This window comes from Actinomadura sp. CNU-125, from assembly GCF_001942465.1.
Classification (GTDB): Bacteria; Actinomycetota; Actinomycetes; order Streptosporangiales; family Streptosporangiaceae; genus Spirillospora.
This window is the reverse complement of the sequence record NZ_MKJY01000555.1, coordinates 67,566-80,194: the sequence shown is the minus strand read 5'-3', so window position 1 is coordinate 80,194 and position 12,629 is coordinate 67,566. Positions and strand designations below refer to the sequence as shown.

The window sequence follows — 12,629 nt, the reverse complement described above, 5'->3', positions numbered from 1 at the left end:
CAAGCGTTCTGTAGCGGCCCATAGACGGGCGGGAAGACGCACGCGGGTAGAGACCGGGCCATGGCCGTCCTGGTGTCAGTGCTCGCGTTCTTCATGACGCTCGCGGGCGGGCTCGCCGCGATGCGCGTCCGCGACCACCGGCACCTCGTCCTCGGCCTCGCGGGCGGCCTCATGCTCGGGGTCGTCGCCTTCGACCTCATCCCCGAGTCCCTCGAACTCGCGGGGGCGCACCCCCTCGGCGTCCCCGCACCCATGATCGGGTTCGCCGTCGGGTTCCTGCTGCTGCACGTCGTCGAGCAGGCCGTCGCGATCCACCGCGCCCACGAGGACGAGTACGCCCCGCACGTCCACGCCCACGGACACGGACACGCCCCCGGCGGGTCCCGGGCGGGCCTGCTGGCCGCGCTCGCGCTCGTCCTGCACAGCCTCGTCGACGGCATCAGCATCGGCCTCGGCTTCCAGTCCGGGACCGACGTCGGCGTCGTCGTCACCCTCGCCGTCGTCACCCACGACTTCGCCGACGGCTTCAACACCTTCACCGCCGCGTCCCTGCGCCGCGCCGACCGCCGCCCCGCCCTCGCCCTCCTGTTCGCCGACGCCATCGCCCCCATCGCGGTGCCGCGCTCACCACGCTCGGCACCGTCCCCGACGCCGTCCTCGGCCCCTACCTCGGGCTGTTCGCCGGAGTCCTGCTCTACCTCGCCGCCGCCGAGATCCTCCCCGAAGCCCACAGCCGGCATCCCCGCGTGCTCACCCTCTGCGCGACCGGGGTCGGGCTCGTCGCCGTCCTGTTCGTCGTCGGGCTCGCGCACTGACCCGTCCGGAAACGGCAGAGGGCCGTCCGGTTCGCACCGGACGGCCCTCTGACACCTGCCGGACGGAACGCCCGGCGGCGCGCGATCAGCCCGTCATGGACGTCGCGAAGTTCGGGTTCGCCTTCAGCCACTCGTCCACGGCCTGGTCGGGCTTGCCCTTGTGCTTGTTCTCCATGAGGTCTTCGAGCGACCCCAGCTGCTTGTCGTCCATCTTGAACTTCTTCAGCCAGCCGGCGACCTCCGCCTGCTCCTCGCTGAAGCCCTCGCGCGCGACGGTGAAGATGCCGTCGGGCTTGCCCATGGCGCCCTTCGGGTCCTTCAGGTCACGGATCGGGAACTTCGCGTAGGCCCAGTGGGGACGCCACAGGGTGACGACGATGTTCTCCTTGGCCTCGATGGCCTTCTGCAGCTCGGTCAGCATCGCGGGCGTGGAGGAGGTCTTGACCTTCCACTCCTCGTCGAGCCCGTACGCGGGGAGCATCTCCTCCGACGACACCCGGAACAGGCCCGAGCTCTGCTCGATGCCGACGATCGTCCCGTCGTACTCCCCGGCCTTGCCCTTCAGGTCCTCGAGGGACTGCAGCGGCGAGTAGTTCGGCACGGCGATCGTCAGCGGCGCCGAGTCGTACCAGGACCCGACCTTCTCCAGCTTGTCGCCGTACTGCTTCCAGTAGTCCTCGTGCGTGCCCGGCAGCCAGGCGTCGAGGAACAGGTCCACGTCGCCCTGCGCCATGCCCGTGTACAGGGGGCCGGTGTCGAGCGTCTTGACCTCGACCTCGTAGCCCTTGTCCTCGAGCAGGTTCTTCCACAGGTGCGTGGCGGCCTCACCCTCGGCCCAGCCCGAGACCATGCCGATCGTGATGCTCTTGTCGTCCCCGCCGGAGCCGGAGTCCTCCGACCCGCACGCCGCGGTGCCGAAACCGAGCGTCAGAGCCATGGCCCCGACCGCAAGACCCTTGAGTTTCAGGCGCATGCCCGTCCTTTCCTTACTGTTTTTGCTCAGACGCCGTTGGTGCCCGCGGGGGCGATGGCGCGCTGAACGCTCGTCCGGTCGCCGAGGGCACCGGTGATCCGGTCCAGGAAGATGGCCAGGACGACGACGGCGATGCCGCCCTCGAACCCGGTGGCGACGTCCACGCGCTGGATGCCCTGCAGCACCACCTCGCCGAGACCGCCCGCGCCGACCATGCCCGCGATCACGACCATGGACAGCGACAGCATGATCAGCTGGTTGACGCCCGCCATGATCGACGGCATCGCCAGCGGGATCTGGATCCGCGTGAGGATGCGGCCCGGCGGCGTCCCGAACGCCTCACCGGCCTCGACCATCTCCGGGTCGACGCCGCGGATGCCGAGCTCGGTCAGCCGGACGCCCGGCGGCAGCGCGAAGATCACCGTCGCCACCATGCCCGGCACCACGCCGATGCTGAAGAAGAAGATCGCCGGGATCAGGTAGACGAACGCCGGCATCGTCTGCATCAGGTCCAGCACCGGCCGCGCGACCCGGCTCACCATGTCGTTGCGTGCCGCCGCGATGCCCACCGGGATCGAGATGAGCACCGCTATCAACGCCGACACCAGCACCAGCGCCAGGGTGTCCATCGCCTGCTCCCACAGCTCGATGCTGTCGATCAGCGCGAACCCCACCAGCCCGAACAGGCCCACCTTCCAGTTCGCCACGACCAGCCCGATGACCGCCAGAACCGCGATCACCACCAGCGGCGGCGGCGCCAGCAGCCCTTCGGCCAGGCCCTCCACCGCCCACTCGCCGAGCGACCCGATGCCGTCGAACAACCAGCTCAGGTTGTCGGTGCACCAGTCCACGATCGTGGCGAACCACTCGCCGACGTCGAGGCGCGGCAGTTCCACCGCCTTAGTCGGCGTCACTCTTGCCGCCCTCCTTCGTCAGCGCCAGCTCCGAACCCACGACGTCCTGCACGACCGCGTCGTCCACCTGCGTGTTGATCGCACCCAGCGCCGCGAGCAGCGTGACCCGCGGGATCACGCCCAGCAACGTCCCGTCCGCATCGGCCACGGGCACCGGCAGGTCGCTCTCCGCGCACCGCGCGAACAGCTCCGCCACCGGGGTGTCGGGCGACACCGGCTCCGGATCCTCCGCGTCGATCAGCCCGTCGAGCTTGTCGACGCCGTCCTGCACCGCGTCGGCGACCCGCGCCGCGCGCACCCGTCCCCGCAGCTTGCGGTCCTTCGTCACGACGAACGCCGCGGACGTCTGCTGCTCGCGCATCGTGCGCAGCGCCGTCCGCGGACCCGTCGTCGCGAGCACCGTGACCAGCGGCTTCTCCATGACCGACGACGCGGTCAGCACCCTGGTACGGTCCACGTCGGCGACGAACTGCGCGACATAGTCATTGGCCGGATCGGTGAGAATCTCCTCGGCCGTCCCGATCTGGACGATCCGCCCCTCGCGCATCACCGCGATGCGGTCGCCGATGCGCATGGCCTCGTTCAGGTCGTGCGTGATGAACACGATCGTCTTACCGAACCGGGACTGCAGATCCAGCAGCAGATCCTGGACCTCCCGTCGAATAAGGGGATCCAGGGCGCTGAACGCCTCGTCCATCAAAATGATGTCGGTGCCCGAAGCCAGCGCCCGGGCGAGCCCGACCCGCTGCTTCATCCCACCCGACAACTGACCGGGAAGCTTGCTCTCCCAGCCCTCCAAGCCGACCAGCTTGAGGAACTCGCGGGCCTGCTTCTCTCGTTCTTCCTTCGGGACGCCGCGTACTTCGAGCCCGTAGGCGGCGTTCGCCAGAACCGTCCGATGAGGGAAGAGCGCGAAGTGCTGGAAGACCATGCTGACCTTGTTCTGCCGCGCGGCCCGCAGGGCCTTCGGCGGCAGCTTGGCGATGTTCTGGCCTTCGATCTCGATGCTGCCCGCCGTCGCCGGCAACAGCCCGTTCAGCATCCGGATCAACGTGGACTTCCCGGAGCCCGACAGCCCCATGACCACGAAGATCTCGCCCTGTTTCACCTCGAACGTGGCGTCGACCACAGCGGGCATGACGCCGATCTTGCGAACCTCCTCAAGGTCCGCGCCGTTCTTGATCCTCCGTAGTGCCTCGGTCGTCTTACGGCCGAACAGCTTTGTGACGCCTTCCGCGCGGAGTATGGACACGATCTCCTTCCGGGTTCCCACGTCCAAACGGCGCGGAAACGGGTCGCCTACACGTCCAGGCGCCCGGACTCGACGAGACTCACGTAAAGAGACTGTCAAGCGAACGCCAACACTCTGCGTCGCTTGAAACTACCTGCTCAAGGAACATGTTTCATCCTTTGGTGCGTTCCGTCACGTTAGGGTCACAAACGGGACACGTTCACACCTTTGTCCGGTGGAAGTTCAGGTACGACCGCGACGGTGTCGGCCCCCGCTGGTCCTGGTAGCGCGACCCGTACTCCTGCGACCCGTACGGATGCTCCGCGGGCGAACTCGTCCGGAAGAGGCACATCTGCCCGATCTTCATCCCCGGCCACAGCTTGATCGGCAGCGTCGCCACATTCGACAGCTCCAACGTCACGTGACCGCTGAACCCCGGGTCGATCCACCCCGCCGTCGAATGCGTCAGCAGCCCGAGCCGTCCGAGCGAGCTCTTGCCCTCGAGCCGCGCGGCCAGATCGTCCGGCAGCCCGAACACCTCGTACGTCGACGCGAGGACGAACTCCCCCGGATGGAGCACGAACGCCTCGTCCGGATCGACCTCCAGCGGCCGCGTCAGATCCCGCTGCTCCACCGCGGGATCGATGTGCGGATACCGGTGGTTCTCGAAGACCCGGAAGTACCGATCCAGCCTGACGTCCACACTGGACGGCTGAATCATGCTCGGCTCGTACGGGTCGATCTTCACCCGCCCGGACTCGAGCTCGGACCTGATATCGCGATCGGAGAGCAGCACGCTGAAAAGCTACCCGGTCCACACGCCCCCCGACGATCCGGTACGATGGCGCAAGCGCGGACGGCAAGCCGTCCCACGCGGGTGTAGTTCAATGGTAGAACTTCAGCTTCCCAAGCTGACAGCGCGGGTTCGATTCCCGTCACCCGCTCGCACGACGAAGGCCCAGGTCAGGGATTGGATCCCCGACACTGGGCCTTGATCGTTTCTAGGGTCGGATGCCCCGCCGTGCAACCCGCGTGCGACTACCCGACCGGCACCGGTACGCCCGCCGTCCCGTCGTCATCGTCGCCCGACTCGTCCCACGCACGCATGAGGGCATCGAACCCGTCCGCGATCGCACGGTCAGCGTTGGCCGATCGGTGCTGGTAGCGCAGCGCGGCCCGTTCGTTGTCGTGGCCCATCCTCGCCATGAGGTTTCGGAGCGAGACGCCCATGTCAGCAGCGAGGGTGTTGCCGGTGTGCCGGAGGTCATGGAAGTGCAGATTCGGTACGCCGAGCGATTCCACGACGAAGTGCCAGCGCGTGACCTTGTTGAAGCCGCTCCGCCGCATCGGCCCGCCCTTGACGCCCGTGAAGACGAGCGCGTCAGCATCAGGCCGGACGTACTTCTCTAGGTGCGCCTCCAAGTCAGGGACGATCGAGGCCGGAATCGAGACCGTACGCAGGCCAGCTTGTGACTTGGTCGGCCCGAGGATCATCTGTCCGTTCGCCCGTTCGACGTAGGCGGCCCGAACACGGACGGTCCGGTTCACGGTGTCGATGTCGGCCCCCGGAGCGCGGTCACCTCACCCCAACGCAGGCTTGCGAACGCGGCGAGGAGGATGAACGCGCGAAGCCGGTCGTCCTGGACGACATCGGCGCGCCCGTCCTCGGCCAGCTTCCACAGCGCCCGCTCAGCATCGGGACGCGTCGCGAAGGCGGCCGGATGCCGCCGCATCGTGTCGCCCTTGGCCCGGTACCGAAGCCGGAACTCCCCCGAGTCGAGCTTGCGAATGTTGCCGACCGGGCGGACGCCGACCCGTTCGGCCAGTTCGAACACCTGAGGAACCGTGAGGGTCGGTCGCTCCGGAGTGACCTCGGTGCCGGCCCCCCGCACCTGGCACGGGTTGCGAGACAAGATCTTGTCTTCCACGACCGCAGTCATGAGGACCGCCCGCAGTAGCCGGTAAGCCTTGGCCGCCATGGTCGCCGAGACCCCGGAGTCGAGGAGCTTTGTACGCCACTCACGAACCATGGACGTGCTGAGCTTGCCGAGTGGGACGCCCCCGAGGTGCGGCGCGATGTACTTCCGCAGCAGCCACCGGTACAGCTCGACCGTCCGAGGCCGCAGGCCGGGCCGCTCTTCGATCCACGTTGCGGCGTAGTCGCCGAGCCGCACCTTGGCACGGTCGGGGTCCGTCCAGTCACCGCTGAAGATCTGCGCTTCCGCCAGCGTGAGCCAGCGTTCGGCGTCGCTCTTGCGCTCGAAGGTCTTCGGGGCCGGTCGCCGTTCGCCGTTCGGCGCGATGTAGCTCGCTTGGTACCGGCCCGAGGGGAGCCGACGAACGTTGCCGAAGCGACGGCGACCCGACTTGTTGCCCTTGGCCATTAGGCAACCCTCCAGACGTCAGAGGCGGTCATGGGTTCGATGAGGCCCGCCGCGATGAACTCGCGGAGCGCGGACTCAGGGATGCGGACGAAGCGCCCGAGCTTGACGAAGCGGATGCGCCGTTCGGCGACGAGCCGACGAGGGAACCGCGGGGAGGTGTTCAGCAGTTCGGCCGCCTCAGCGATTGTGAGGAGCCGTTCGTTCAGGTCGTTCGGGGGAGTCTGAGCCTTGCTCACGCAGCGCTCCTAGCGGTCGGGACGGGAGGAGGGAGAGGTCTTCCGGTGAGCGCGGCAGTGACGAGCGCTTCGCCGCGCGTGAGGCCCTGACTCGCGAAGCGCCATTCGCCGATGGCGACGATGAGGTCAGGGTCTTGGTCGTCCGGCAGTTGCCAGCCGGGGAACTGCTCGCGGACGTACGCGATCCGTGCGGCCCGCAGCGCGCCGAGGGTGGTGGAGTACCGGCGGGACTTGGTCGAGAAGTGGCCCCGGAACCCGAGCATGTGAGCCCACTGGACGAGCCGGAGGTGGGCGAACTCGTCCAGGGCGCCCAGCCGAAGGCACTCGCTCATCAGCCGCCGGGCGTGCGGCGTGATGGGCAGCTCAGCCAGGTCGTCAGTCGGGCGAAGCCGCCGGTCGAGGGTGCCGACGCATTCGGCCGCCTTGGTTGCGTATTTGGCGATGTAGCCCGCCACGGCCTCATTCGTGAGCGAGCCCGAGGAGGTGAGCGGCCGGACGTCGACCTGAGAGCCCCACGACAGCGACCGTTCCGGGACGTCCGGAGCCGCCGGAGTGTTGACCGAGACGGCGCCCGCAGCGTGCCGAACGGCGTCTTCCAGGAGCCGGACGTTCGCCCAGCCGGGAGGCGACGAGGACGGACCATCCGGACCGTCGAAGCGGACGACCGCATGGAAGTGGACGACGCCCCGCCGCTGGTATTCGGCCACCTTGGCGAACGAGACCGCCAAGGTCTCGCGGAACTCCTTCTGTGTGAGCCCGGCCGACTTGGCCAGGTAGCGGCGCAGGGCCAGCGTGAAGCGTCGCCACAGCTCCGGAGCGAGCGCGTTGAACAGCACCGACCCGGCGTAGTCGTAGCAGTCGGGGCAGAGCGGTTCGCCGAGCCGAGGGTCATCCTCGGAATGCCGGGCGCCGCAGGAGGCCACGACCCCATGCGGGCACGGCTTCGCGGTCCGGCGAGGGTGGCAGCGCTCGACCCGCCCGCCGGACCGCACGCGCCGAGCGTGGACGGGACCGAAGGACGGCGCCGTGAGCGTGACGAAGGCCGCCGGGTGGCCCGAGACCGTCTCGGGGATGCCCTTCCCACCGGCCAGGCCCGCCCGGATGAGCTGATACGTGTCCGCGCGGTAGGTCTCGGCGCAGGCGGGACAGCGGGAGGCCCGCCGGGTCTTGCAGGCCACCGGCAGCGCCCCGTCCGGCTCCCTGTCGGTCGAGTAGCGGTGAAGCAGTTCCCCGGTACCGGTGTGGACGTGATCCACGGTCCCGGTGAGGAAGACCGGTTGCGAGCAGCCGCCGGTGGAGCGGGCACGGGCGGCCCAGCGGTCGAAGTCGGGCCGGTCGATGATCTTCGCCATCAGCCGGGCGTCCTGCGGCGTGATGACCGGGTGAGGCACGATGAACAGGTCTCCTAACCGATTCAGGCGGATGAGGGGACGGCCCCCGACGTGGCGCGTGTGCTTGGCGGCTTGTGCGGCCACGCCGGGGGCGCTCAGGTCACTGGCAGTGCCCGAGGCCCGCGCAGTGCGGGCAGGCGTCGCCGTAGGAGTCGAGGCCGGTTCCGCCGCAGTTGCAGCACTGCCACCACTCGCCGAGCGAGGCGCGCGGACGGGGGAAGACGACGGCCGATCCGGTCGCGGCGTCCTGCGCGGTCACCTCGGACGAGCCGCACGAGGAGCACGCCGGACCGTCCCGGAGGGCGAGCAGCGCAACCCAGTTGAGGCCGCCGTTCGTGACGTCGCAGGAGCGGCACCGAAGCCGCCATGTCGTCTGCTGGGCGTCCATCAGGCGGCCTCGCCGTCGATGTCGGCCTGAACGTTGTCGCCGTAGCTCCACAGGGCGTTGTGCTGGGCCATGCGACGGGCCGGGACGTGGAACGCCTGGTAGGTGATCGGACCGAAGTGCTTTTGGGCGACGTAGTGACCGCCGTTCGGGGTGTCGTCCGAGATGGGAACGTTGAGCAGGTCCGCAATGCGGTCGATCTCCGCCCGCTCACGGCCATCGGTGGCCTCACTGGCGGGAAGGTTCAGCGTCCAGCCGAAGGCCGGGACGGGAACGCCCGGGTTGGCCTCCAGGAACGCGGCCAGGTCGATGAGGCCCTGGAGGACGCGTTCGCGGTGGGCCGCCTCAGCGTGCGCGGTCGTGTTCTGGTCAGTCATGGTGATCTCCTGAGTGAGTGAGGTTCAGGCAGGGGAGTCGGCGCGGATCTGGCGGAGGAGGTCGGACGCGAGCTGGTTGGACACGCCCAGTCGGCCCCGAAGCGCGTCACGGGTGATCGGTCGCCCGTGCTTCTCCGTGTGCTCGTCGGCCACCCGCCGGGCGAAGTCGAGGAGAGCGGCGGCCGGACCGGGGACCGGCGCGGACGTGTCCGACTCGGCAGCGGCCGGAACGGGGATCTCGGTCTGCTCGTCCTGGACGGGTACGAGTTCCGGCCGAGGTTCGTCCTCCACGACGGGGGACGGGGCCGGTTCGTCCGAACGGCCGAAGGACGGCGGGACGGTCATCGCGTCCGGGGACGGGACGACGGATGGGGCGGGACGCGGACCGGACGCGCGACGCTCCAGCATCGAGACGGCAACGAGGAAAGCGCCCGCCGGAGTACCGGCCGACAGCCAGCCCCAGACGGACGGCTCAGCCTGAGCGAGGTTCGCGGCGAGGCTCAACAGGACGCCGCCGACGAGGACGAGCGTCGGCCACGACAGCCGCGCCGTCCGCCGTCCCGTCCGCTTGTCACGCTGACGCTCACGGGCCGCCATCACGCATGTGAGGTCGATGCACACGGCGACGGCCCAGGCCATCCAGCCGCCTTGTCCGTGTTCGGTGGCGGTGTCACGGATGTGCGTGAATGACCCCGCCGCCGCGATCGCGGCGAGGACGAGCACCGGACCGGAGTCGACCACGGCCGCCGTGACGCGTCCGGTGATGCGGCCGCTCACCGCGCACCCCCACCACTCCACAGGACGGACGAGGACGAGCCGGGACGGCCGAGGACGGCCCCGGGACGGAGACGGAGGGGGACCACCATCGCGGACATAAGCACCTCCGAGCGGGTTTCGGGCATGGGACGGGTAGGGACGTGGCGTGATCAGGGCTCACGCCGAGCCGCAGGGGACGGGGAGTTACGCGGCGTCGAGGCCGGGCGGATGACCGATCAGGTCATCCCAGGAGGGGGCGAGAGAGGCGCAGTCGAGGGCGGCCTGTTCGGCTTCTTCCTCGGTTACCTGGACGGACCGGGCGCGGTACCAGGTGCCGTCTTGACCGGCGACCACGGCGACGCCGGGAGACTCCGGAGGGATCGAGCGCGCGACGTCCGAGGCAGGCCGGGTCGAGGTCGCCGAGCGCCATGTGAGCGGTTTCGGGATCGTTGACCCGGTGGCAGACGCGCCCGGAGAGCTGAGCGCGCAGAGCAGTGATGCCGGGACCGAGGTCAGAGCCCACGCGCTGACCGCAGACGATCAGGAAGACGCCGAACGCCCGTCCGAGCTGCGCCACCCGCAGCAGCGCCGTACCGGTCTGCGAGACCTGCTCCTTCTCGGACTTGTCCGCCATGAGGAACAGCTCAGCGACTTCGTCCACCAGGACGACGACGGGAACCGGCCGAGCCGACTCCGCAAGCCCCCAGACGTTGCGGGCGCCAGCCGCCCGGCACACCGCCATGCGCGCCTCGACTTCGCCGACCAGCTCCCGCAGCAGATCCACCGATTCCTTGCGCGTAGTCGCCAGCGCCGAGAGCCGAGGCGCGTAGGGCGTGAACTCCACGCCGCCCTTGAGGTCGAAGCCGATGATGGCCACCGGCTGAGGAGCCAGAGCCTTGATGATGGCGTTCGCCAGCGTCGACTTACCGGACTGAGTCGCGCCGACGATCATCCAGTGCGGCACCGCGCGGAAGTCGATCACCCACGGCTCCCCGTTCTCCAGAACACCGGGCCGGACGACGAGGAGCGCTCCCCCGTCCTCGGGCGGGACGGTGACGGCCCGCAGCGGGTCACGCCGCGTGGCCACGAGCGTGATCCGGCCCGGCTTGTGCTCCCGGACCCGCACCCCGTGCACCCGCCACGAGTGCGCGAGCCGCTCAGCGACCTTGGCGTAGTCGTCCGGGATCTGGCCGTCGGTCAGCTTGACCCGCAGACGCCAGCCGAACGGCGTCGGGAGCATCAGTCCCAGCCGAGGCGCCCGTTCGACGTCGACCCGCCGGACGCGCCGCTTCTGCTCGACCACCGTCGCGGCCGACCGGGCAGCCGGCCCCACGACCGGGATCGCGTCGAGGGTGACCCGCCAAGCGCGCTTGGTCCGGGCGAGCTTGCAGCCCGAGGCGACCGACCGCCAGGTGAGGAACACCCGCACGACGCGGACCGGGAAGCCGACGCCGTACCAGAACGACAGCGGATACCACCGGGACCAGGCCCAGAGCCCGGCCGCCGCAGCGGCCAGGACCCCGAGCACCAGGTAGAGAGTGGACGCGTCCATGTCAGGCAGCCGCCCCGGCCTCGCCGCCGACCGGGACGACCCGCTCAGCGCGGAACGAGACGCCCGAGCGCCGCTCCCCGTTGATGGTCTGCTCCCAGTGGAAGCCGACCAGCCGGACCGGCGTCACGACCTGGCCGAGGGTGACACCGGGGTCGCCGGTGACCGCGACCGTGACGAGGTCGACCCGTCCGTCTTCGTTCGCGCAGGACAGGCCGACCTGAAACACGGCGTCGCCGTTCTTGTCGACCTTGACCTCTCCGGTCTCCTGATTCACCAGCTTCGGACGCGCCGGGGAGACGCACACGAAGGCCAGGCCCGACGTGTCTACAGGGATGTTGCGCATGAACCCTCCTAAGTACTTTGCTTTCCTATGAACCTAGGTTACCTAGGAAAGTAGGAGGGTCAAGCGGTTGGCCGGAAGTTTCCTATGAACCCAGGAACCTATGACAGCGGGCTATCCTGCTGACATGGGAGAACACGGCCGCGCGGACCGCAGGAAGATCTATGTCCGCATCGCAGATGAGCTGCGGAAGGACATCGAGACGGAGCGTCTTGCGGTGGGGGAGACGCTCCCCAGCATCGCCGTCCTGAGCGCGCGGTTCGACGCGGCCAAGGCCACGGTGGAACGGGCCTTGACCGTGCTGCGGGAGGAAGGGCTCATCCAGAGTCGCCAGGGGAGCCCCAGCATCATCGCGGCTAAGCCGGAGCATGCAGAAGCCGGAGACGCTCCCGAGGAGCCGAGCCAGGAGTTCGCACTCCTATGGGGCCAGCTCCAGGAGATCAGGGAGCATCTCCGGCGACAGAATCTCAGGCTGGACGAGCTTGACGAGCGGACTCGTGATCGGTGATCCGGCTGGAAATCTCCAAGCTACGAACTTGTAGTTCATCGAGTTTCGCCGCGATCTCTGCCAGCTCTTCGAGCAGGAGCTGACGTTCTTCCTCGGTCAGTCTGACCGCCCTCCTTGTGTTCCGCCGATTCCGTGACGCGTCGAGCCGCACGACCGTGTCAGGTGTGCGCCGTTCGTCCGTCACGACGCCCCGTCCTCTCGGTTGAAGCGGCGCAGCCGTTCCCGCAGTTCCGGCCCCGTCTGCGCGAACAGAGCACCCCAGTCCGGACGCGTCGCCGCCCATCGCCCGGTGCTCTCACGTGCGATGAGCCAGCCGGGGAACTCGGCTTCGAGGTCGCGTTCCATGCTCCCGACCAGGCCGGACAGGTCGATCTCCGGATCCTCCATCACTCCGCACCCCCCAACAGATGAAGGCCCTTGACGTGGGTGGTGATGCGCCGGGCGGCGCCCGCCATGTCGTTGACCGGGTGCTGATGATTGCCCCGAGCCCACGAGAAGAACCGGTTCGTGAAGCTGACGAACACCCACAGGTAGACGCCGGGGGCGTCGGTGGAGACCGCAAGCCCAGCGACGTCCTCTTTCAGCTCGGACCGGATCTCGTGTTCGGCGAGCGCGCCGCGCAGTTCGGAGAGGAGTTCCAACTCCAATGACATCGTTGTTTCCATCGCTTCGCCCCTTGGTGGAGGCGGGACCGGAGACACGGGGCCACGAACGAGCCGCCCTCACCGTGCCACCGGTCCCGCCACTGATCACCTTCAAAGCGTCGC

At 68.9% G+C, this 12,629-nt stretch carries 16 protein-coding genes, 1 tRNA gene and 1 pseudogene; 3 read left to right on the top strand and 15 right to left on the bottom strand.

Annotated elements, in window-relative coordinates:
• Positions 1-60 precede the first annotated feature (60 nt).
• The gene (locus tag BJF79_RS40875; RefSeq protein ID WP_262403322.1) at positions 61-867 is read left to right on the top strand and encodes a hypothetical protein; all 807 of its coding nucleotides are present in this window, start codon (positions 61-63) and stop codon (positions 865-867) included.
• A 33-nt stretch (positions 868-900) separates the two neighbouring features.
• Here the strand turns inward: BJF79_RS40875 and BJF79_RS40870 are convergent, their stop codons facing one another.
• From BJF79_RS40870 to dcd, 4 genes and pseudogenes are all read right to left on the bottom strand, one after another.
• A complete protein-coding gene (locus BJF79_RS40870; RefSeq protein WP_262403321.1) occupies positions 901-1,752 on the bottom strand; it encodes a glycine betaine ABC transporter substrate-binding protein in 852 nt (283 codons plus the stop codon).
• A gap of 62 nt (positions 1,753-1,814) precedes the next feature.
• A pseudogene (locus tag BJF79_RS40865) lies at positions 1,815-2,543 on the bottom strand (ABC transporter permease); the annotation flags it as partial.
• Positions 2,544-2,688: 145 nt separating this feature from the next.
• Entirely contained in the window at positions 2,689-3,954 is a 1,266-nt protein-coding gene (locus BJF79_RS40860; protein WP_075905502.1) for a glycine betaine/L-proline ABC transporter ATP-binding protein, read from the bottom strand.
• Positions 3,955-4,153: 199 nt separating this feature from the next.
• Entirely contained in the window at positions 4,154-4,729 is a 576-nt protein-coding gene (gene dcd / locus BJF79_RS40855; protein WP_075905464.1) for a dCTP deaminase, read from the bottom strand.
• Between the two features lie 77 nt (positions 4,730-4,806).
• Between dcd and BJF79_RS40850 the strand changes: the two genes are divergently transcribed.
• Positions 4,807-4,877, top strand: a tRNA-Gly gene (locus tag BJF79_RS40850).
• 94 nt (positions 4,878-4,971) lie between these two features.
• Here the strand turns inward: BJF79_RS40850 and BJF79_RS40845 are convergent.
• The 9 genes from BJF79_RS40845 to BJF79_RS40805 all read right to left on the bottom strand — a co-directional run bounded on the left by BJF79_RS40845 (position 4,972) and on the right by BJF79_RS40805 (position 11,357).
• Positions 4,972-5,481 (bottom strand): tyrosine-type recombinase/integrase, encoded by a 510-nt coding sequence (locus BJF79_RS40845; RefSeq protein WP_075905462.1) that lies wholly within the window; start codon positions 5,479-5,481, stop codon positions 4,972-4,974.
• Positions 5,478-6,317, bottom strand: a complete 840-nt coding sequence (locus BJF79_RS40840) for an N-terminal phage integrase SAM-like domain-containing protein (RefSeq protein WP_075905460.1) — start codon at positions 6,315-6,317, stop codon at positions 5,478-5,480. Before BJF79_RS40840 ends, BJF79_RS40845 begins: the two co-directional genes overlap by 4 nt.
• The gene (locus BJF79_RS40835) at positions 6,317-6,553 is read right to left on the bottom strand and encodes a helix-turn-helix domain-containing protein (protein WP_262403320.1); all 237 of its coding nucleotides are present in this window, start codon (positions 6,551-6,553) and stop codon (positions 6,317-6,319) included. The genes BJF79_RS40840 and BJF79_RS40835 overlap by 1 nt, the downstream gene beginning before the upstream one ends.
• Complete coding sequence (locus tag BJF79_RS40830) at positions 6,550-7,944, bottom strand: replication initiator (protein ID WP_316043542.1); 1,395 nt, start codon at positions 7,942-7,944, stop codon at positions 6,550-6,552. Before BJF79_RS40830 ends, BJF79_RS40835 begins: the two co-directional genes overlap by 4 nt.
• A 100-nt stretch (positions 7,945-8,044) precedes the next feature.
• Positions 8,045-8,332 carry a hypothetical protein gene (locus BJF79_RS40825; RefSeq protein WP_075905458.1) on the bottom strand — a complete coding sequence of 96 codons (288 nt, stop codon included), beginning with the start codon at positions 8,330-8,332 and terminating at the stop codon, positions 8,045-8,047.
• On the bottom strand, positions 8,332-8,706 hold the full coding sequence (locus BJF79_RS40820) for a hypothetical protein (RefSeq protein ID WP_075905456.1): 375 nt from the start codon (positions 8,704-8,706) through the stop codon (positions 8,332-8,334). The genes BJF79_RS40825 and BJF79_RS40820 overlap by 1 nt, the downstream gene beginning before the upstream one ends.
• Positions 8,707-8,730: 24 nt before the next feature.
• Positions 8,731-9,483 (bottom strand): DUF2637 domain-containing protein, encoded by a 753-nt coding sequence (locus BJF79_RS40815; RefSeq protein WP_262403319.1) that lies wholly within the window; start codon positions 9,481-9,483, stop codon positions 8,731-8,733.
• A gap of 220 nt (positions 9,484-9,703) precedes the next feature.
• Entirely contained in the window at positions 9,704-11,014 is a 1,311-nt protein-coding gene (locus BJF79_RS40810; RefSeq protein WP_262403318.1) for an FtsK/SpoIIIE domain-containing protein, read from the bottom strand.
• Between the two features lies 1 nt (position 11,015).
• Positions 11,016-11,357 carry a hypothetical protein gene (locus tag BJF79_RS40805; RefSeq protein WP_075905454.1) on the bottom strand — a complete coding sequence of 114 codons (342 nt, stop codon included), beginning with the start codon at positions 11,355-11,357 and terminating at the stop codon, positions 11,016-11,018.
• A gap of 100 nt (positions 11,358-11,457) precedes the next feature.
• Between BJF79_RS40805 and BJF79_RS40800 the strand changes: the two genes are divergently transcribed.
• Complete coding sequence (locus BJF79_RS40800; RefSeq protein WP_075905452.1) at positions 11,458-11,862, top strand: winged helix-turn-helix domain-containing protein; 405 nt, start codon at positions 11,458-11,460, stop codon at positions 11,860-11,862.
• Between the two features lie 180 nt (positions 11,863-12,042).
• On the opposite strand, the gene BJF79_RS40795 is transcribed toward BJF79_RS40800, so the two are convergent.
• The gene (locus BJF79_RS40795; protein WP_075905449.1) at positions 12,043-12,249 is read right to left on the bottom strand and encodes a hypothetical protein; all 207 of its coding nucleotides are present in this window, start codon (positions 12,247-12,249) and stop codon (positions 12,043-12,045) included.
• Positions 12,249-12,527: a hypothetical protein gene (locus BJF79_RS40790; protein ID WP_143220832.1), complete on the bottom strand. Its 279-nt coding sequence runs from the start codon at positions 12,525-12,527 to the stop codon at positions 12,249-12,251. Before BJF79_RS40790 ends, BJF79_RS40795 begins: the two co-directional genes overlap by 1 nt.
• Positions 12,528-12,629 lie beyond the last annotated feature (102 nt).